At 52.7% G+C, this 20,915-nt stretch carries 16 protein-coding genes; 4 read left to right on the top strand and 12 right to left on the bottom strand.

What is annotated here, in order from left to right:
• Positions 1-89 precede the first annotated feature (89 nt).
• The 11 genes from TERTU_RS17675 to TERTU_RS17625 form a co-directional block, all read right to left on the bottom strand.
• Complete coding sequence (locus TERTU_RS17675) at positions 90-554, bottom strand: hypothetical protein (protein ID WP_015819058.1); 465 nt, start codon at positions 552-554, stop codon at positions 90-92.
• 216 nt (positions 555-770) lie between these two features.
• Entirely contained in the window at positions 771-2,081 is a 1,311-nt protein-coding gene (locus TERTU_RS17670; protein ID WP_015819396.1) for a hypothetical protein, read from the bottom strand.
• A gap of 118 nt (positions 2,082-2,199) precedes the next feature.
• The gene (locus TERTU_RS17665; protein ID WP_015817385.1) at positions 2,200-2,925 is read right to left on the bottom strand and encodes a 16S rRNA (uracil(1498)-N(3))-methyltransferase; all 726 of its coding nucleotides are present in this window, start codon (positions 2,923-2,925) and stop codon (positions 2,200-2,202) included.
• 2 nt (positions 2,926-2,927) lie between these two features.
• Positions 2,928-3,776 carry a methylenetetrahydrofolate reductase [NAD(P)H] gene (metF, locus tag TERTU_RS17660; RefSeq protein WP_015817695.1) on the bottom strand — a complete coding sequence of 283 codons (849 nt, stop codon included), beginning with the start codon at positions 3,774-3,776 and terminating at the stop codon, positions 2,928-2,930.
• A gap of 199 nt (positions 3,777-3,975) precedes the next feature.
• Entirely contained in the window at positions 3,976-5,364 is a 1,389-nt protein-coding gene (gene ahcY, locus TERTU_RS17655; protein WP_015819711.1) for an adenosylhomocysteinase, read from the bottom strand.
• Between the two features lie 138 nt (positions 5,365-5,502).
• The gene (gene metK, locus TERTU_RS17650; RefSeq protein ID WP_015819215.1) at positions 5,503-6,657 is read right to left on the bottom strand and encodes a methionine adenosyltransferase; all 1,155 of its coding nucleotides are present in this window, start codon (positions 6,655-6,657) and stop codon (positions 5,503-5,505) included.
• A 26-nt stretch (positions 6,658-6,683) separates the two neighbouring features.
• Positions 6,684-7,658, bottom strand: coding sequence for an ArsR/SmtB family transcription factor (locus TERTU_RS17645; RefSeq protein ID WP_015818012.1), 975 nt, complete (start codon positions 7,656-7,658; stop codon positions 6,684-6,686).
• A gap of 150 nt (positions 7,659-7,808) precedes the next feature.
• Positions 7,809-8,810 carry an L-histidine N(alpha)-methyltransferase gene (gene egtD, locus TERTU_RS17640; RefSeq protein WP_228378185.1) on the bottom strand — a complete coding sequence of 334 codons (1,002 nt, stop codon included), beginning with the start codon at positions 8,808-8,810 and terminating at the stop codon, positions 7,809-7,811.
• Between the two features lies 1 nt (position 8,811).
• Positions 8,812-10,143: an ergothioneine biosynthesis protein EgtB gene (gene egtB, locus TERTU_RS17635; RefSeq protein ID WP_015817339.1), complete on the bottom strand. Its 1,332-nt coding sequence runs from the start codon at positions 10,141-10,143 to the stop codon at positions 8,812-8,814.
• Entirely contained in the window at positions 10,127-10,897 is a 771-nt protein-coding gene (locus tag TERTU_RS17630) for a hypothetical protein (protein WP_015816897.1), read from the bottom strand. Before TERTU_RS17630 ends, egtB begins: the two co-directional genes overlap by 17 nt.
• A gap of 1 nt (position 10,898) precedes the next feature.
• Complete coding sequence (locus tag TERTU_RS17625; RefSeq protein ID WP_026160485.1) at positions 10,899-11,495, bottom strand: TetR/AcrR family transcriptional regulator; 597 nt, start codon at positions 11,493-11,495, stop codon at positions 10,899-10,901.
• A 346-nt stretch (positions 11,496-11,841) separates the two neighbouring features.
• On the opposite strand from TERTU_RS17625, the gene tkt reads away from it, so the two are divergent.
• The 4 genes from tkt (at position 11,842) to TERTU_RS17605 (ending at position 17,620) form a co-directional block, all read left to right on the top strand.
• On the top strand, positions 11,842-13,845 hold the full coding sequence (tkt, locus tag TERTU_RS17620; RefSeq protein ID WP_015819894.1) for a transketolase: 2,004 nt from the start codon (positions 11,842-11,844) through the stop codon (positions 13,843-13,845).
• Between the two features lie 154 nt (positions 13,846-13,999).
• Positions 14,000-15,175, top strand: a complete 1,176-nt coding sequence (locus TERTU_RS17615) for a phosphoglycerate kinase (protein ID WP_015818211.1) — start codon at positions 14,000-14,002, stop codon at positions 15,173-15,175.
• Between the two features lie 52 nt (positions 15,176-15,227).
• Entirely contained in the window at positions 15,228-16,418 is a 1,191-nt protein-coding gene (locus TERTU_RS17610) for an alpha/beta hydrolase (protein ID WP_015818705.1), read from the top strand.
• Positions 16,419-16,549: 131 nt separating this feature from the next.
• Positions 16,550-17,620 carry a hypothetical protein gene (locus TERTU_RS17605; RefSeq protein ID WP_015820417.1) on the top strand — a complete coding sequence of 357 codons (1,071 nt, stop codon included), beginning with the start codon at positions 16,550-16,552 and terminating at the stop codon, positions 17,618-17,620.
• Between the two features lie 120 nt (positions 17,621-17,740).
• On the opposite strand, the gene TERTU_RS17600 is transcribed toward TERTU_RS17605, so the two are convergent.
• On the bottom strand, positions 17,741-20,914 hold the full coding sequence (locus TERTU_RS17600) for an efflux RND transporter permease subunit (protein ID WP_015817737.1): 3,174 nt from the start codon (positions 20,912-20,914) through the stop codon (positions 17,741-17,743).
• Position 20,915 lies beyond the last annotated feature (1 nt).

Genomic DNA, 20,915 nt, shown 5'->3' with positions numbered 1-20,915 from the left:
AATGCTACGGTATTTACAGCAGGTCAGGTTGCTGAGCGGTCATTTACCTTCGAATAATTTGCGATTACATTGGCTGGACCAGCACCACGCTAGTCGGGAACAGCAAGCTGATAGGTGGTGAAACAGCTTCCCATTAATTCCGTCTGATATACGGTTTTGGCCATTTTTTTTAGAAACTGGTACTCAGGCCGGGTGTGCAGGAAGTGGATATATATCTCGTCGTGATTTAGTTCGCGCGCCCATCGCATCATGTCGTTAAATACCGTGCGCCCGAGCCCCCAAAAACCGCTGTCGAGGACGATAGCGAGTTCATACTTTCCATCGTCAAACTGAATGCCGCACCAGCCCGCCAGCGTCTTGTTTTTATAAATTGCCCGTATTCGACAACCCGTATAGCCGTTCATTTCGAGCTTGTTGGCCATCCAGGCTGCAGCTTTGGACGCGTCAAATTTTTCGTGTGCTATTAAATGTTCACGGTTTTTGTCGCTGTTTAGCAGTGGTAAAAACTCTGCCGGTGCAATGGCTGAAAAATCGCAATACTCCACTTTGCTCATAGAATTACTGTGATCCTGTGTTGGTAAAGGTCCGGGCGTGTAGTCGGGATTCTACCCGTGTTTTTGTCTAATTTTGGTTAGGTCGCAAGGTGCAGTATAGAAAACTGTGGAGAGAGGTGCTGCGACCTCGCGGGCGAAAAATCGGAAGCGAAGTAATCGGGCCGGCGTTAGGGTATGGGCTACCGCCGGCCCAGGAGTGGATGGGATTAAAACCGATTAATGGGGCAAGTAAAAATCCGATGGTGGAACGATTTCAGGTGCATGTATTTTTTGCTGCCCACTACCGTTTGGTGGTGCACACCAATCCTGTCCTTGGGTTAGATATTGTGGCCCCGGTAAATCCTGGTAGAACATATCCATCTCCAGTTGCGGGAGCAGCGCGGAGGTGACGAATTGCGCACGCTCTTTGACGTCGGTATCGCCAATCCAGCCCACCGCGCCCCAGCCGATAAAGTACTCGTTGCAGTAGGTTTCTGTGCCCGTCGGGGTTAGAAAGGCCTGCTCGTAGTTTAAATTAAAAAACTTTTTCATCATGGCGATTTCGAAAAGCATCGCCAGATCTTCGTACTGGCTGCTGTAGGCATAGTCGTCAGCAGCGGAATCGCTCTCAAATTCCAGACCCACATCTTCTGCGGTCAGCGCTTTTTGCGCGCCCGTTGCCGTTTCGCCCTGGAACATTACCTTGCCGAGTCCGTCCCAAATTGTGGAGTGAAGCGGACGCCAGCTTACCAGTTGGTCTGAAATAGTCCCTTCCTCCATATTGGAGACCGCCTGCAGCACAGTGTTATTGCGGTTAATACTGTCGTAGCTGTCATAGGGGATAAAGTCGTTCACGTGGGCCAGTTCGTGAAGTAACAGCCGAGAAAGGTAGAATCGCGCATCCGCGTAAGTGCGGTTTGAATCATCCGTCAGGCTACCCCAGTTAGCGGCGCGTGCCCCGCTGGCGGTAACGTATCGGTAGGTGGATACAAACTGGAGTTCGTCGTCAAAACCGGAACGGTAGTCCTGTTTAACATTGATGGTTTTCTTTTCTTCATTGGTGACCCATAGATAGGCAGGGTCGATGTAAATCGCGCCTGTGCCGCTACTGTAATAAGCGGGTCTGACGTCATCATCCAATACCACGGCGGTGAGGCCTTTAAACAAAGTGCGAAACTCGCTCGGTGCATCGCTGATAATTTGCTTAAAACGCGTTGCCATCCAGGGGTCTGATGTGAGAACCCGCTGCATGATGTCGTCGACTGTGGGGGCGGGTTTGTCCATGCCAAGCAAGGGCAGGCGATTGAGGTCGCAGAGTTCGGCGATGGTCTCGGCCAAAGCGCAACGCTTTAGTACGGCGGCATATGGGGTGTCGTTAGCGGCGGGGTAAACATCATTGTAGCTGTCGTCATTGTCGGGATCGGTCGCAGAGCTACTTCCGCTGGAGGGGGGACGACTGACTTTTTTATCGCCGTCATCGCCACCACAGTTGGCGAGTAGGAGCGCTAGTGACATAGCCAGCAGCGCGTGGAAAATGGTTTTTTTCATGTTACGTCCTTGGCGTTTATTTCATTTTAAGCTTAACAGAATCAAGTTCAGTATGTGCGAACCTGCTCAGCTATCAAGGTAGTTTGTCTCTTGCCAAAGACCATTTGTTCCGAACGGGTTAAAAATCACCCCAGGTAGCTTGTACAACACTCAACGCAACCAGTGGCGCGGTTTCGGTGCGCAACACCCGCGGCCCTAGCGCCAGCGGACTGAATCCGGCGTTTTCAGCCAGTTGAATTTCGGCATCGCTCAAGCCTCCTTCCGGGCCGACTAAGAGCGCAACCGACGCGGGTGCCGCCAATTGACTGAGGTGGTGGGTGGAGCGATGGTGTAATACGAAGCGCAGATCACACAAACTGTCAGTGACGTAATTTTCGACCGACTGCGGTGCGGTGAGTTCGGGCAGTGTGTTTCTCTGGCATTGTTCGCAGGCGCCTATCACCACTTTCTGCCATTGGCTAAGGCGCTTCTCCAGTCGCTCGCCACTTAATTTCACTTCGCTGCGTTCACTGAACAGCGGCACAATGCGGCTGATACCCAACTCGGTTGCTTTCTGTAAAACCCAGTCGAAACGGTCACCGCGGGAGATGCCAACGGCCAGCTCTGTGACCAGGGGCGATTCCCGTTCGACGGGATCGTGCTCAGAAATAGTTACCGTGGCCGCTTTTTTCGTAGCCGATGTGATGGTCGCGCGATACTCTCCGCCCAGGCCGTTAAATAGAATCAGTTCACGGCCCGTTTCCATGCGCAACACTTTTAATAAGTGATGCGACGCCGCTTCTTCCAAAACGACGTCCACTTCGGGCTGGAGTAGTTGCTGGGTATAAATTCGCGGTATGCGCACGCCTAATCCACCAGGCCCAGGTTCGTAAGGATGGTACGTGTGGGTTCCACCTGATTCATGGTGTAAAAATGTAATCCGGGCGCGCCGTTTTCCAGTAAGGTGGCGCAGAGCTCGGTAACCAGATCGGTGGTGAACGCTTGCAGGCTCTCCTGGTTATCGCCGAAGTCGTTGAGTCGCTTGCGAATCCAGCGGGGAATTTCTGCACCGCAGGCATCGCTGAAGCGGGCGATATTCTGGTAATTGGTGATTGGCATAATGCCGGGAATAATCGGCCCTTCTATGCCTTCTTTGGCACACTCTTCTACGAAATAAAAATAGCTGTCCGGGTTGTAGAAATACTGTGTAAGTGCACAGTTTGCGCCTGCATCAAACTTGCCTTTCAGGTAGCGTATATCCTGCAGGTAGCTTTTGGCCTCTGGATGAATTTCCGGGTAGGCGGCAACACAGAGTTCGAAGTGGCTGCCAAAATGTTTGCGAATAAACGCGACTAATTCGTTGGCATACACCAGTTGCATTGCGGCCCCCATACCTGAGGGCATGTCGCCGCGCAGCGCAACGATACGGTCAACCCCCGCCGCTTTATACTCCTCAATCATCGCAATCATGGTGTCTTCGTCGTCGCCACCGAAAGACAGGTGGGGGGCAACCGAGAGCCCTTCTGCCCGCATGGCTTTTATTACGCCCTTGGTGTTTTCACGGGTTGAACCGCCTGCGCCATAGGTGACAGAGAAAAAGTCGGGTTTGAGTTGATTGAGTTCGGTGCGTACCGCTTGCAGCTTTTCGCGGCCGGCATCGGACTTGGGAGGGAAAAACTCAAAACTGAGCGAAATATCGTTGTTGGTGTCGGTCATTTATCTATCCATTTAGATGGAAAGTGTCCAACCAGATGCGCTCTTGGCTGTTAGCGAGGCAATCAGCCCGGGGACAGTTTCCAACATGCAGTGGGGCGTTATTTTCTAGTTATTGCGAGGAACTGGCGATTATTGTCGATTTGAGGGTTCGCATACTTAGGGCTGGTTTAGCTCCAGCCCTAAGGCGCAGTGCCCCAGCTTAGTACTTGTAGAACTCTGGCTTATAAGGGCCGTCGACTTTCACGTTAATGTACTTCGCCTGGGTTTCGGTCAGGCGGGTAAGCACACCACCGAAACCTTCAACCATTGCTTTGGCAACTTCTTCGTCCAGTTTTTTCGGCAACACCTTAACGTAGAGTTGTTGCGTTTTTTCGTGGGATGGGAAGTCTGCAAACTTCTGCTCGTAAAGGTAAATTTGTGCCAAAACCTGATTGGCAAACGAGCCGTCCATAATGCGCGAAGGGTGGCCAGTGGCGTTGCCTAAATTCACCAGGCGGCCTTCCGACAACAGGATAAGGTGGTTGTTGGTGCTCTTGTCTCGGTAAATCTTGTGCACCTGGGGTTTAACTTCTTCCCATTCCCAGTTTGCGCGCATATAGGCGGTATCGATTTCGTTGTCGAAGTGGCCGATGTTACACACCACTGCACCATTTTTTAGGGTTTGCAGCATGGCCGCATCACACACGTTGGTGTTGCCGGTGGTGGTGACAATCAGGTCGGTTTTGCTGAGCACTTCAAGATTAATGTCTTCGGCTTTACCGGTGTTAATACCGTCGTTATAAGGGGATACCACTTCAAAACCGTCCATACAGGCCTGCATGGCACAGATTGGATCGATTTCAGTGACCTTTACGATCATGCCTTCCTGGCGCAGCGATGCGGCAGAACCTTTACCCACATCGCCGTAACCCACAACCAACGCTTTCTTGCCGGAGAGCAGGTGGTCGGTGCCGCGTTTAATGGCGTCATTCAGACTGTGGCGACAACCGTATTTGTTGTCGTTTTTGGATTTGGTGACCGCGTCGTTCACGTTAATAGCAGGAACTTTCAGCGAGCCCTCTTCTAGCATTTCCATCAGGCGGTGAACACCTGTGGTGGTCTCTTCGGAAATACCGTGGATGTTATCGAGCATGGCGTGGTATTTGTCGTGCACGACTTGAGTCAGGTCGCCGCCGTCGTCAAGGATCATGTTAGCATCCCAGGGTTTGCCGTCTTTAACGATCGTCTGCTCAATACACCACCAGAACTCTTCTTCGGTTTCACCTTTCCAGGCGAATACCGGAATGCCCGCAGCGGCGATTGCTGCAGCAGCGTGGTCTTGGGTGGAAAAAATATTACAGGAGCTCCAGCGGACTTCCGCGCCCAGCTCGACGAGGGTTTCAATCAACACCGCGGTCTGGATTGTCATGTGGATGCAGCCCATGATTTTGGCTCCAGCGAGCGGCTGTTCTGCGCGATATTTTTCGCGCAGGGCCATCAGCGCAGGCATTTCACCTTCGGCGATATCAATTTCTTTGCGGCCCCACTCGGCCAGTTTAATGTCAGCGACTTTGTAGTCGGAAAATTCGGTTTGCGGTTGGATACTCATAAGTCTCTCCGAGAAAATTCAAGCGCCTGTTGCAGACGTGTTAGTCGAGCGAGTGACGCACTGTCAATTTAGTTGTTACAGCTCAGCCTGCGTCACTGACGCACGCTGAGCTGCTGGTGCCGGCTGTTGTGGCGCTTATTAAAGTGCTGCTTTAAGGACGTCGGCTTTGTCGGTGATCTCCCAGGTGAACTCTGGAAGCTCGCGGCCGAAGTGGCCGTAAGCGGCTGTTTTGCGATAAATCGGACGCATTAAGTCGAGCATTTCAATCAGGCCGCGCGGGCGCAGGTCGAAGTGTTCTTTCACCAGTTCCACAATTTTGCCATCGTCGATTTTGCCGGTACCGAAGGTGTTTACGGAGATGGACGTGGGTTCGGCCACCCCAATTGCATAACTCACTTGAATTTCGCAGCGGTCGGCAAGGCCAGCCGCAACAATATTTTTAGCCACATAACGTCCGGCGTAGGCGGCGGAACGGTCCACTTTGGATGGGTCCTTACCGGAAAACGCGCCGCCGCCGTGGCGAGCCATGCCGCCGTAGGTATCGACAATAATTTTTCGGCCCGTCAGACCACAGTCGCCCACGGGGCCGCCGATAATAAATTGGCCGGTGGGGTTAATGTGGTACTTGGTATTTGAGTGTAGCCATTCCGCAGGCAGTACTGGTTTGATAATTTCTTCCATTACCGCTTCGTGAATTTGAGCCTGGCTGACGCCTGGTGCGTGCTGGGTAGAGAGCACCACCGCATCCACGGCCACGGGCTTGCCGTTTTCGTAGCGCAAGGTCACCTGACTTTTTGCGTCCGGGCGGGACCAAGCATGCGCGCCACTTTTACGCAGCTCCGCCTGTTTCTCCACCAGGCGGTGCGAGTAATAGATCGGTGCGGGCATGAGCACATCGGTTTCGTTGGTGGCATAACCGAACATCAGGCCCTGGTCGCCGGCCCCCATGTCTTTGTTTTCCGCTTCGTCAACACCCATGGCGATATCCGCACTTTGTTTGCCAATCGCGTTGATCACCGCACAAGATGCGCCATCGAAGCCGACGTCGCTGGAGTTGTAGCCAATATCCAGTATCACCTGACGAATCAAGTCCTCCAAGTCCACATAAGTCGAGGTTCGGACTTCGCCGGCTACAATCGCCATCCCGGTTTTCACCAGGGTCTCTACTGCTACGCGGGCATGTTTGTCGTCTTTAAGAATGGCGTCCAGTACAGCATCGGAAATTTGGTCAGCCATTTTGTCTGGGTGGCCTTCCGAGACCGACTCGGAAGTAAAAATGGAATATTCAGACATGGGTGTTCGCTCTCCTTGAAAGAGGGTTAAATTTTCACAAATTCGTGTATTTGAATTTGAAAACCGTTGCGAAGCGCAAAGTAGGTGCTTTGCCCTTCACGCATAGTGGCCGCGCGCGCCCATTCCTGAAGTTCGCGCGGTTCGAAGCCAAGCCACACATCACCACAGGCCTTTTGGGTCCAGTCCTGATTGTGCTGGCAAAGATCACAAATTATCAGCACCCCACCGGGTTTTAATGCGCCACTTATATCGGCGAAGATCTGCCGTGGCGATGGGGTGTGGTGGAGCACCATGTTGATAACTACACAGTCGAAACTGTGTGGATGCTGCTGGCAATAATGAGTGTCGTCCAATTCGAAATGGACGTTGTCGACGCCTTTTGCCTGGCAGTGTGCCCTGGCACTGGCCAGCATGGTTTCGGCGTTGTCCAGCGCGACTACGTCGTGAAAGCGCGCAGAGAGGTAGGGCAGTAGTTCACCGCTGCCAGGCCCAACTTCCAACACCCGCTCCCAATTGGGTAGGGTGCAATCATTGAGGAAATTATCCAGTTGCGGGCCGTACACATCGAACTCCGCAATCAGGTCCTGCTTTTCCCGCAAGCTGGTGCCGTGTTCCTTAAAAAAGAGTTGGGAAACCTGGGCGCGTTTCTGGTGAATTTCCTCGATGCGCGCTTGCACATCCGGGTTGAGGTCGAGCTCATCAATCTGTTGAAACAATGCTGCACGCAGCGTGGACTGCTCTCCCGCCAGCGAATGGATACGACGGTAGAAAATCGAGTTTCCCTCGCGGCGGTTGCTCACCAGGTTCGCGGTGGCCAATACCTTCAGGTGATGGCTGATGCTGTTCTGGCGCACATCGAAGATGTGGCTGAGTTCAAGCACGCCGTAGGAGTCTTGCGCAAGCGCACGCAAAATTTCCAGGCGAAGCTCGTCGCCAGCCGATTTTAGAAGGTTGGCGAGGTCCGCAAGTGCTGAATTATTGATCAGGTCGAGGGTGTCCATGAGCCGCAGTGTAGCACCGGCCCAAACCTATATCAAAAAGTTTTGATATAGGTTTGGAATAGAAATCTCACTCAACTGAGATTTTTAACGACCCATGCCCCATGGTTGTTTGGCGTAGACGGGAGTAATCCGTTATATGAGTAGCGCGGGTTAAATCTTCTGCAAAAGCGCATCGACGAAGTAGCCACGGGAGTCGCTGAACAGTTCTTGCACCCGAAAGCCGCTTTGGGCGGCCAAACGATGAATATCCTGCAAGGAGTATTTGTGGCTGTCTTCGAGGTGGATGGCCTCAAGACAGTCGAAATGCGCGACCATATCCAAGGCTTCAACCGCTACCGATTGCGCTTCGGTCGATACCAGATAGCTTTGCATGGCGCCCAGTTGCGCGTTGTAGTAGCCGTGATGACGGAACTTGTCCCGGTCAAAATCCGCGCCCAGCTCCCGGTTCATCCGCTCCAGAAGGTTAAAGTTAAATTCTGCGGTAACTCCCCGGTTATCGTTATAGGCCGCATGCAGCAGGTCGATGTCCTTTTTGAGGTCGAGCCCCAGTAGCAGGTAGTCGCCGGTGTTGCAGTACTGGTGAATCTGGCGCACGAAACGCGATGCTTCGGTATGAGTAAAATTACCGATATTACTGCCCAGAAACAGGACCAGACGGGCGCCAGAGGTGGGTTTGGCGTTGCGTTGCAGGAAGTGATCGTAGTCGCCAGTAAAGCTGTCCAGACGGATGTTGGGCAGTGCGTCAGTCATTCGCTCTTCGATGGTTTGAATCGCATCTTCACTGATATCCACCGGGACAAATTTGAGTTGGGACTGCACACCGTGAATGGCTTGCAGCAGTCGTTCCGTTTTAAAGCCGTCGCCACAACCCAGCTCCACCACTTCCGCAATTTCACTACCAATTGCGTTGACGATCCGATGGGCCTGGTCGCGGAAAATTTCGTCCTCGCAACGGGACAGGTAGTACTCATCAAGTTGGGTGATCTCAACAAACAAAGCGCTGCCGCGCGAGTCGTAGAGGTAGCGACTGCTGATGGCCTTCTGGTCTGCCTTGAGCCCCCGCTCTACTGCCAGACCAAACTCGCTGTTTGCCGCGGCCGCCATCGGGGCTGGACGCTGCGGAATGATTCTCGATGTTGCCTCTACTGACATGTTACACGTCCCTCGCTAATCGCAGGCCGGTAAAGGCCCAACGTTGGTGTGGAAAGAAAAAGTTGCGGTAAGTCGCGCGAAAATGGTCGCCGCTAGTGGCGATACAGCCGCCGCGCAGCACCATTTGGTTCGCCATAAATTTTTGGTTGTATTCGCCAAACGCGCCGGCCGGGCGCTGGTACTTCGGATAGGACACATAAGGGCTCGCGGTCCACTCCCACAGGTTGCCCGCGAGCGAATAAAAGCCACTATTCGGCGCGGGCCGATGGTGGGTATCCAGCCTTGGCGTGAGGGTGTCGTGGCGGAAAAAATCGTTGTTGCCTGCATCTTGGTTGGCATGCTGCCGATCGATAGCCAATTCCAGCTCGAATTCATCGGGCAAGCGGGCTTTTGCCCAACAGGCGTAGGCGTCTGCTTCGTACCAGCTCAGATGGCACACCGGTGCGTGCAGGTCGAGCGGCATATCGCCATGCAGCGTATATTCCCGCCATTCGCCGCTTCCTTTATGCCCGCTCTCGTTATGCCAACTCTCTTTATGCCAACTCTCTTTATGCCAACTCTCTTTATGCCAACTCTCTTTATGCCAGTAAAGGGGCCACCGCACACCGCTGGCTTGCAGCCAGTTCCAGCCGTCGCTTTTCCAGAGGAAAGGTTCGCTGTAACCACCGTCTTCGATAAATGCGAGGTACTCACCGTTGGTAACCGGGCGGTTGGCGAGACTGAAATCGTTGAGCAGTCGCTGATGGTTGGGCGTTTCATTACAGAAGCTGAAGCCGTCTTCCGGGTTGACGCCGAAACGGTGAATGCCACCCTCGATTGGCAGATACGCAAGTGGGATCTGATCGCTGGGGGCAACCGGCGTGTTGAGGTAAGCGGGCATCTCAGGGTTAATCGCTAGTATGGCTTTAATATCCATCAACAACAGTTCCTGGTGTTGTTGCTCATGGTGGATGCCGGTTTCCAGTATCTTGAGCATTTCCGGGTCGAATCTGTCCGCATTGTCGTTTATCGCGGCGTCGACGTGGTGCCGATAGCGATAGATCTCCTTCACCGTGGGGCGGGAAAGCTGGCCGCGCTCGCCCTGGATCCAGTGTTCACCCTGGGTCTTGTAATAGGAGTTAAAAAGGCGGGGGAAGTTGCTGTTGTATGCGGTATAAGAGGGGATGTGTGACAGGAGGAACGTTTCGAAAAACCAGGTGGTGTGTGCCAGGTGCCACTTCGGCGGGCTCACCTCGGCGCGGGGTTGCACCACATAGTCCTCGGTTTCAAGTGGCTCACAAAGCCTCTCGGTCAACGCCCGCGTAGCGCGATAGCGTTCATGCAGGTTGGTCATAGGTGTTTTCCCCCGGTATTGAATGCTGGGGAATTGCTGCAACCGCCCCCCAATAAATTATTGTGTCCGCCTTTTTATGACAGTTCATACGCGCACCGTTCCGACTGAGTTGCAAAACGGTGTATTCCAGGTTTTCGGCTGGCAGTATGGCGTGCAGATAGCGGAATACCGAGCCAGTGGCCATATCTTCTATTTTCTCGCCAAACCCGGTGAAATATCGGAAATAGAGTCGCTGCCGTCTGGCATCAAGGTGATAAAGTAGGGCCGTTGTTTGATGCGCGACCAGGTGTTGTCGCAGCGGTGCCGGTACCTGAAACTGATTGAGTACCGCGAGTGGCATGGGGGCAGCGTACACTTTTTCGCTGGCAAACCAGTGGCTGAGTGACAAGCCATGGAGTGTCTCATTTGTCGGCGATGCATCGGCGGGGCGCAACCTGACCGCTGCACTGTATTGATGAACTCCCAACCAGAATATATAGCCGAGACTGCTGGTAAAGGGATGAAACTGATCCGTCTCGCTTTCGAGTCGTAACTGGTTGGCCATCACCAGTGCACCTGCCCCACAAAACTCAAAATCGGTGTTGTTGTAGAAAAAGCGCGCGGACTGCCGCTGCAAATCGAGGCTGCCGCAATCCTCCTGGAGATCGAGCGGTTGGGTCTGTGTTGCAGGGTACAGGTGAAAACGTGTACCGACGACCGAACTTTCCTGCGGGCTGTGAAATACCTGAAAACTTTGCACGCTTGATTCCAGCATCTTACCTGGCCCCGTTTTGCGCCAGTATAGACTGTATAAAAAAGCGGTAGGCGACGTGTGCCGCCTCTGTCGACCCGTTGGCGCAACTTATTACCAATACACCCCTAAGCATGGCATGAATCGTTGCGGCCATCGCCTTACAGTCCGTGTTTTCGGGTATTTGTGTGTCAGTAAGCGCTTGCTTGCAGCGAGTGTAAATTGCGGACTCCATGCGTGTTGCCTGCGCTTGGATCAGCGTGAATACCGGGGAGTTCGGATCGATGTTGTCCAGTGCCGTGCGGGTTGCCAGGCACCCTGTGGGGAATTCAGGGTCGTTAAAGGTGTCTATCGCTAGCGCAAAGAGTTGTTCAAGTGCAGTTCGAAAGTCAGGTTCAACCAGTGCGCGCAACACCCTGCTCACATAGTGTTGTTCAAAGTGATCGAGGCAAAGCTGAAACAATTGGTCTTTATTCTTGAAGCAATTGTATAAGCTGGACTTGTTGAGCCCGGTAGCAGATTCCAGATTGCTGATGGATGTATTGGCAAACCCGTATTGCCAAAATTGGCGTGTGGCGGCGTCTAGCGCAGTGGTTTCGTCGAATTGTTTGCGTCCGCTCATACTGTTGCCGTGCCCAATCTGGCGTGAATTGTCCACATAGAAACCAGCGGTAATGTTTGCTGCCTGGCCCGTTGGGTAATGTGCCGAGCATTTTAAACCGTACGGTTCAAGATTGCGTGAAATCTGCTCGTGCTAACACGGCATCGGCGCCGCAGCCCATGTCGTCTCAGCTATTTTGAGGTACTTCAAACCCGCTTCTAAAAGTCATACAGACTATAAGATAGTGGTTTACCTGTGCCCCGTTGTGAGGGAGAATACGCCCTCCAAAAAATCTGACCCCTCCCAAGAGCCAGAAAACTGGCCCAGCGGAATCCATTCATACAGTCACATCAGGAGTCATTAACACATGCCTTCCCGCAGAGACCTTGCTAACGCGATTCGTGCCCTGAGCATGGATGCTGTACAGAAAGCCAATAGTGGACACCCCGGCGCACCAATGGGTATGGCCGACATCGCCGAAGTTTTGTGGAATGACTTCCTCAAACACAACCCGGCTAACCCAGGCTGGAGCGACCGCGACCGTTTCGTGCTGTCCAACGGCCACGGCTCTATGCTGATTTATTCTTTGCTGCACCTTACTGGCTACGATCTGCCAATTAACGAGCTGCAAAACTTCCGTCAGCTGCACTCCAAAACCCCAGGTCACCCGGAATTGGGTTACACTCCAGGTGTTGAAACTACCACTGGACCACTGGGCCAGGGTATTTGTAACGCCGTCGGTATGGCGATTGCCGAGAAGACCCTCGCGGGTCAGTTCAACCGTGACGGCCACGAGTTGGTTGATCACTACACCTATTGTTTCCTCGGCGACGGCTGCATGATGGAAGGCGTCTCCCACGAGGCCTGCTCGCTGGCGGGTACTCTGGGCCTGGGCAAGCTGGTTGCGTTCTGGGACGACAACGGTATTTCCATTGACGGTGAAGTGGAAGGCTGGTTCACCGATGACACCGCCAAGCGCTTCGAAGCCTACGGCTGGCATGTAATTACAGGTGTTGATGGTCATGATTCTGATGCGATTAAAGCGGCTATCGAAGCGGCTCGCGCTGAATCAGCCAAGCCAACACTGATCTGCTGTAAAACCACGATTGGTTTTGGTTCTCCCAACAAGCAAGGCACCCACAATTGCCACGGTGCCCCTCTGGGTGACGACGAAATCAAAGCGGCTCGCGAATTCCTCAACTGGCCATACGCGCCCTTCGAAATTCCCGCAGATGTTTACGAAGGTTGGGATGCGAAAGGCAAAGGCGGCGAAGCTGAGAAGAGCTGGGCGAGCAAATTTGACGCGTACAAAGCGGCGTATCCTGAGCTGGCCGCTGAATATGAGCGCCGGGTGATTAAAGGTGATCTGCCGGCAGACTTCGAAGAAAAGGCGAATGCCTTTATCGCAGAAGTACAGGCGAAAGGCGCGAAAATCGCGAGCCGTAAAGCCTCGCAAGACACCATTGAAGCGTTTGGTCCTTTGTTACCAGAAATGCTGGGCGGATCTGCCGACCTCGCTGGTTCCAACCTCACTCTTTGGTCCGGCTCTAAGGGCCTGACTGCTAACGACTGCAGCGGTAATTACATTTTCTACGGTGTGCGTGAGTTTGGTATGAGCGCCATCATGAACGGTATTTCTGCCCACGGTGGTTTTGTCAACTACGGTGCGACCTTCCTGATGTTCCAACAGTACGCGGCGAATGCTGTGCGTATGTCGGCGCTGATGAAGCTGCGCAATGTATTCGTCTATACCCACGATTCTATCGGTCAGGGCGAAGACGGCCCAACCCACCAGCCTATCGAAGTGCTTGGTACTCTGCGCCTGACCCCAAACATGGACACTTGGCGCCCTGCGGATGCAACTGAATCTGCGGTAGCCTGGAAGAAAGCGGTTTCACGTAAAGAGGGCCCATCCGCGCTGGTATTCAGTCGTCAAGGTCTGCCTTCTACGGCGCGTACCGAGCAGCAGGTGGCCGATATTGAGAAGGGTGCCTACGTACTGGTTGATTGTGACGGCACGCCGGACGTTATCTTTATCGCCACAGGTTCAGAAGTCGAGTTGGCCGTGGGCGCAGCCGCACAGCTCGCCGGCGAAGGTAAGAAGGCACGCGTTGTATCTATGCCTTCCACTTCAACATTTGATCTGCAAGACGCTGCTTATAAAGAATCTGTATTACCATTGGCGGTGACGGCGCGAGTAGCGATTGAAGCTGCTGCAGCGGATTACTGGTACAAGTATGTGGGTCTGGACGGCCGCATCGTTGGCATGACCACTTTCGGTGAGTCTGCACCTGGCGGTGACCTGTTCAAACACTTCGGCTTTACCGTTGAAAACGTGGTAAATACCGCGAAAGATCTTCTCGAAGATTAATTCGCCTGTTCCTCTCTGCCGGACAGCATCCCTCTCGGGAACGCTGTCCGAGCCCGTCGCACCGGTGGCGGGCTCCTTTCCTCAGGACGCTGTCCGGTCACAAGCATCACGCTACTATCAAACGAATTTGTAACCTCACTTACTGGAGAAAACCATGTCAGTAAAACTCATGAAGGACCTGGACCTGAAAGGCAAACGCGTGCTGATTCGTCAGGACCTTAACGTGCCTATTAAGGACGGCAACATTACTTCCGATGTGCGTATTCAGGCATCGCTGCCGACCATTAAGCTGGCCGTCGAAGCTGGAGCCAAAGTATTGCTGATGTCACACCTGGGGCGCCCTACCGAAGGTGAATACGAAGAGCAGTTTTCCCTCAAGCCAGTAGCCGCGCGGCTTACCGAACTGTTAGGTAAAGATGTCGCTGTAGTCAAAGACTGGGAAGCCGGTGTTGAACTGGCGGACGGCGACGTAGCGTTGTTGGAAAATGTGCGCTTCAATAAAGGTGAGAAAAAAGACGACGAAGCCCTGTCCAAGGCCTATGCTGCGCTGTGCGACGTATTTGTAATGGACGCCTTCGGTACCGCTCACCGCGCGCAGGCATCTACTCACGGCGTTGCCAAGTTTGCTCCAGTGGCATGTGCTGGCCCGCTGCTGGCGGGTGAGTTGGACGCGTTAGAGAAAGCGCTTGCGAACCCTGCGCGGCCAATGGTTGCCCTGGTGGGTGGCGCAAAAGTGTCTACCAAACTGACCGTTCTGGACGCACTGTCTAAAGTGTGCGACATCCTGGTTGTTGGCGGTGGTATTTCAAATACCTTTGTCGCATCTCAGGGTTACGAAGTGGGCCAATCGCTGTATGAAAAAGACCTTATCCCGGAAGCCAAGCGCCTGCGTGAGGAAACCGAAGTGGTGTTTGCTACCGATTGCCGCGTAACTACCGTGCCTTTCGATCAGTGGTCTGACGACTCCCCGACTGAAATCCGCAAAGCGGACGAAGTGAAGGCGGATGAAGAAATTATCGATTACGGCCCCGAGTCGGCAGAGCGCGTAGCGCAAATTCTGAAAGAAGCGAAAACCATTTTGTGGAATGGCCCATGTGGCGTGTTCGAGTACGACGCCTTCGCTGAAGGTACCAAGGTAACAGCGCAAGCGATTGCAGATAGTGAGGCGTTCTCTCTTGCTGGTGGCGGTGATACCTTGGCTGCGATCGACAAATATAACCTTGCCGACAAGATTTCCTACATCTCCACTGGTGGCGGTGCTTTCCTGGAATACGTCGAAGGTAAAAAACTGCCCGCAGTCGCAATGCTTGAAACTCGAGCTGCGGAGTAACTGCTTGTAATTTATCTCCGGTGGCGGTGAGTGAACACTTATCTTCGCCGGAATGGTTACAGAAAATGAAAAGGCCCATCATCTCGTTGGTGGGCCTTTTTTGTTTGCGGCCGGAGGGAAATCGGCTATCCAGCGTAAAAAACGCCCATATATAACCGATTGGTTTATCGGGCTGCTATTCTTGTTTTATATTTACTACTTATTTCCCATGCTTTTAGCCGATATGGATCAGAGTGACCGCCATTACCTACGGCAACAACTGACACCCCTACAGTTTGCTAGACCACAGTCTTTTACCCAGAACGGATCTGAACTGACCGAGTACTTTCAGCGCTACGGTTTCGACGAACTGGCGCAACGACTGGATGCCCGCTACTTCGTGGGGCCGGTAGAATTGGGGGCGCATATTTGTGTTGCCCATTGCTGGCTGGTTGGCCGTGAGCCACCAGCGACACCGCGCCCGACAGTGCTCCTGGCACACGGGTTGTTTGACCACGCCGGTCTGTTTCTCAAACTGGTGGAAGCGCTCGTTAAGCACGGGTTTAACGTGTTTTTACCTGAGTTGCCAGGGCATGGCCTGAGCGACGGCGACCCAGTGCATATTACCGATTTTGGTGAATACGGCAGCGTTATTTCCAGCAGTCTCTTGCTGCTCAATCAGAACCCGCTGTTTGGGCCAGTGTCCCTCGTGGGGCAGAGCACGGGCGGCGCCGCTATACTGCGTTTCCTACTCGATCAGGCGTACCCGGTGACAGTACACAAAGTGGTATTACTGGCGCCGCTGGTACGTGCCAGCCACTGGAATATGATTCGTGTCGGAATGGCAACGATCGGCATGCTTCTTCCCCGTGTGCCACGCCGGTTCAACGAGCTTAACTCGCACGATACCGCGTTCTGTGATTTTCTCGCCAATGACGACCCCCTGCAGAATCGTTCTTTGCCAATCACCTGGGTAAGAGCGATGATTAACTGGGTGGACTGGTTCAAGCGGCAGGCGTTACTGCTTAAGCAGGGGCGGCAGAGGTTGCAGAAGGCTCCCTTGTTGATTATCCAGGGTACCGACGACAAAACGGTAGACTGGAAGTACAACATTCCACAAATCACCCAGTTTTTTTCGGATACCAGCTTTACGCGGGTTATCGATGCCCGGCATCATTTGGTAAATGAAGATAAGCTCTGGCGCGAGCAGGTGTTCACTGGTCTGATCAACTTTCTTAAGCAACCTGCTAACCGCTCATCGTAAGGCGCTCATTGCGACACGACATATTGAGTGCCTGCGGCACTGGGGCCTTTTATCCACAAAGAGGGTGAACGCAGCGAGGGTTGGAATACAACCGCGGCGCGCCGCTGGAGTAACGCAGGGAGATAGACAGAGTGAGCGCGCGTAAACTGGTGATATTAATACTAATGGCCGGTGTGTGTGGTGCCGCCTACTACTGGTTCGCACAAGGCACCGGTGAAGCGCTGCCTGCTGATCCCGATCTTAGCCCGCCGTTGATCTATCCATCCAGTTCACCAACACGCTCACCCGAACCAAGCACTGACCAAAACACCAACGTCACCTCGCAGCAGAGGACGCAAAATACGGCTGCCGTCACTGAGAAGCTTCCGGCTGCTGACCTGCATATCGGGGCAAAGGCGGGCTGGTGGGACGCGCTGGACCCTGCCACCGATGCCATTCTACTAGCGTTGCACGCCAGAGATCTTAATCAACGGGAAATCTACCTGCAGCAAGGGCTCCAACAGGATCCATTCAACCCCGTACTCAATATGGCCTTGCTGGAGCATTGTATTGCGCAGATCGGCTCGACCTTGTGTGACACGCAGGCGCTGGAAACACTGTTGACTTTGGATTCAGAGAACGGGCTCACCGCAGATTTTGCTGCGATCCAGGCTTACCAGAATGGGGATTACCAGTCTTCCCTTGCGGCACTTGAAAAGGCGGCAAAGAGCAGTGTTACCGATACTTACGAGTGGCGGTTAATGGATATGGTTGCTGAAGTGCTCACACGCGAGGAGCGGCCTTTGGATAACCAATTTATGATTGATGTCATGCGCGAGGCCGAGTCGCGCAGCAGCGTGCGTATGGGGGCGCTTTTTCAGATGTGCCAGGACCAGCGCACCGATAGTGTATGGCAGTCGGCATGTGCTCGTCGCGGCTATGCCTTGAGTGAGAATGCCAACGCACTTGGGCAACAGGATTTTGGCCTTGGCCTGGCGATGAGTATCGCCGATGATCCCGAGTCACTCTATCGTTCGCTGCTGCAGGAGCGCAACGCCCGACTTGCCCATACCAGCGAAATTGTGCAGCGGTTTGATGCCGAGGTGCTCGAGAATTCCGACTGGCGGATGTCCGCCGCTCAATGGCGAAGTTTTCTGGATATATTTGCCCGCGAAGGTCAGGTCGCCGCTTACCAGTTTATGCTGCATAACACGGCGAACTAACCCAGGCCCTAGTCCGTTCATGTGTTTCGTAGCGCGTTTTTGCGGCAAAGAAAAAAGGCATAGCCAACGGTAAAGTCGGGTATGCCTTAATTGCGTGTGCAGGCAGTGAAGAGCCGGTTACTACTCGGTAACTGGCTTCACCTGATACTGCTTGGAGGGGCCCTTGCCGAGCATTTTGCGTATCAGCAGGCTAAGGTCGTCGGAGATCATGTATAACATGGGAACCAGGATCAGGGTCACTGCGGTCGCGAAGAGCACACCAAACGCCAGAGACACCGCCATCGGAATCACGATTTGGGCCTGCAGACTGGTCTCGGACATAATGGGTACCAACCCGATAAAGGTGGTCAGCGATGTGAGCAAAATCGCTCTGAAGCGTTTTTGCCCTGCATGCAGTACCGCATCAAGTAAAGTTTCCCCACGCTCACGTGCACGATTGACATAGTCCACCATCACCAGCGAGTCGTTAACAACCACGCCCACTACCGCGAACATACCGAAGAGGGACATTTGGCTTAAATCTAAGCCAACAATGATGTGCCCCCAGATGGCACCAATAATCCCAAATGGAATCACTGACATAATCATTAATGGCTGGAGGTAGGACCTGAGTGGTAATGCAAGCAAAACATAGATTGGCAGCAGGATTACCAAAATACTTACCAACCGCGAAACCATACCGTCGCGATCATCTTTTAGCTTGCCAGACTCTTCAATAAACACCGATGAATATTTACGCTTAATCTCGGGAAAAACTTCCTGTTTCATCTCGTCGGCAATTTTCAGGCTCGCCGCCTGTTTAAAATCCACACTTGCCCAGACTGTTATCGCTCTATTTCCATCCTCTCGGTAGATTTGATTTACCCCATCCGCATACTCGATATCCGCGACCTCTGACAATGGAACGTCGGTGCCTCCCGCCGTGCGAATCATCACATCGTTGATCGAAGAGAGTGAGTCCCTATCTGCTTTTGGATAGCGCACCATTACCCGAATTTCCTGACGGTCTCGCATGATGCGTTGCGCTTCTATACCGTAGAGGCCGTAGCTTGCTTGCGCGGCTACTTCGTTGGTTGTTAACCCCAAGCTGTAGGCTACGGGTTTCAATTTGAAACGAATTTCTCGCGCTGCCGATTGTTCGCTATCGTTAATATCCGAAACACCTTTCACCGTTTTCAGATGCGCTTTTACTGCGTTAGCTGCAGCTCTAAGCTCGTCGATATTTCTGCTTTTCAAGCGAAAGCTCAGGTCGCCATCGTTCGAGCCACCACCGAAAACGTTATCTTGGATCGTTATATTTTTTGCATCCGGAATTTCCGGCATTTTTTCCCGCCATCGTCTTGATAGCTCAAAAGTATCGAAAGGGCGGTCATCCGGGTCTACCAGTTTCGCTTGAACTGATGCATTCGAGCGCCCTTCATTTGACGAGTGAATTGCGTCAACCATTCTCTTCCCGAACTCCGCCTCAATTTCGTCATCGACTGACTTAATCATGGCCTCGAACTGAGTTATTGCTTTTAGCAGCGCGCTATCCGGCGCGTTCGGGTCCATTTCGAGTTGAATTGTCGAAAAATCGTGAGGTATTTTTGGAAATGGGATTACGCGTACTAGTCCCGAAGCAAACATGGCGACGGTAAGTATGATTGCGCTGATAAAAACCATCAGCACTGTATATCGATGGTAAATGGCGTTCTGCAGGAATGGGAGATAACCGCCGTTGATAAACCTACTCAAACCGTCGTCTACACTGGTGCGAAAACGGGTTAGTGGGTTTTGAGAGCCGGTTTTTTCAGGTTTCATTCCCGCAAGATGCGCGGGGAGGATAAGTTTGGATTCTATAAGCGAGAATAACAAACATAAAACTACAACGTATCCGATGGAATGTGGAAATGCGGATTGTGGCCCTGATTCGAGAACCATCGGCGCAAAAGCTGCCATTGTGGTCAGGACGCCAAATGTCGCGGGAACGGCGACACGCTGTGCACCTCGAATAACATTGTCAAGCGTTTGTCCTTTCTCTTGGGTTTCTGTTGAGATGCTTTCTCCAATAATAATGGCGTCATCAACAACCACACCCAGTACCATAATGAAGGCAAATAAGCTGGCTACGTTAACTGTGACGTTGATCCAACTGAATGGCAGAAACGCCAGCGCACCTAAAAAGCTGACCGGTAAGCCCAACATTACCCAAAAGGCGAGTTTCATTCGCAAAAATAAAGCGAGAATCGCAAATACCAGAAGTCCGCCCCAGAACATATTTTCCAGCATCATGTTCAAGCGTCCATTCAGGTAGTACGTTAGATCAACCCAAGTTTTGAGTTGAATGCCTGAAGGCAATGTTTTTTGGCGTTCAGCCAAATACGTTCTAACGCTGCTGGCGACGTCAGTGATACTTTGGTCTGATGAGGCACCGATAAAAATGGTAAGTGCGTTCATGCCATTCATTTTTGAATAATTGATCCCTTCTTCGAATCCGTCGCTGACGGTGGCGACGTCGCCTACGCGTAGGTAGGTTCCATCAGGAAGAATCCGCAAAGGGACATTCTCGAATTCGGCACCAATATATGCCTGCTCTTCGACGCGAACAGAAATATTTCCTGAGTCAGCACGTATTTCTCCCGCGGACCGGTTTGTCGAAAAATTACGGACAGCGGTGGCAATATCAGTGAAGCTCAGGTTGTATTCACGCAATTTGTCCTGATCAACTTCAATGGCAATTTCGTAACTGGCGCCGCTGTAAAATTCGGTCATATTGACATCTGGAAGCGCTCGAATTTCATCCTGGATGGTTTCTCCGATCCGCTTTAATTGATCAAACCCAACGTCTCCAGCAATACTTACCCACATGACCTCTTGTCGATATTTGTCATATACAACGCGTGGGGGCTCCATGCCCGAAGGGAAGCTGGAAATCGCGTCGACCGCACTTTTCACGTCGTCGAGAACATTCTGTGGGTCGTAGCCATCGAGTACTTTTAGCGTTGCACTCGCAGAGCCTCGATTGGAGCGGGTGATAATTCGCTCCAACCCTTCGATACTCTGGAAACTGTCCTCAAGCTTGGTTGTGATTGTTTCCTCTACTTCTTGTGGGGATGCTCCTCTGTAAACTGCGGTTACTCGTATAGTCGTGCTCTCCGCTTGGGGAAACATCTGTTTACGAATATTAAGAGCCGCATGAAGTCCGCCTATGATGATCGCGACCATCAACAAGTTAGCGGCAACCGGGTTGCGTGCAAACCACGCGATAATGCCTTTGTTCGCGTTTAAATGCGCTTCAGTTGGGGCTGCAGACATA

The organism is Teredinibacter turnerae T7901 (genome assembly GCF_000023025.1).
GTDB classification, from domain to species: domain Bacteria; phylum Pseudomonadota; class Gammaproteobacteria; order Pseudomonadales; family Cellvibrionaceae; genus Teredinibacter; species Teredinibacter turnerae_B.
This window is presented reverse-complemented; position numbering and strand designations above follow the sequence as displayed.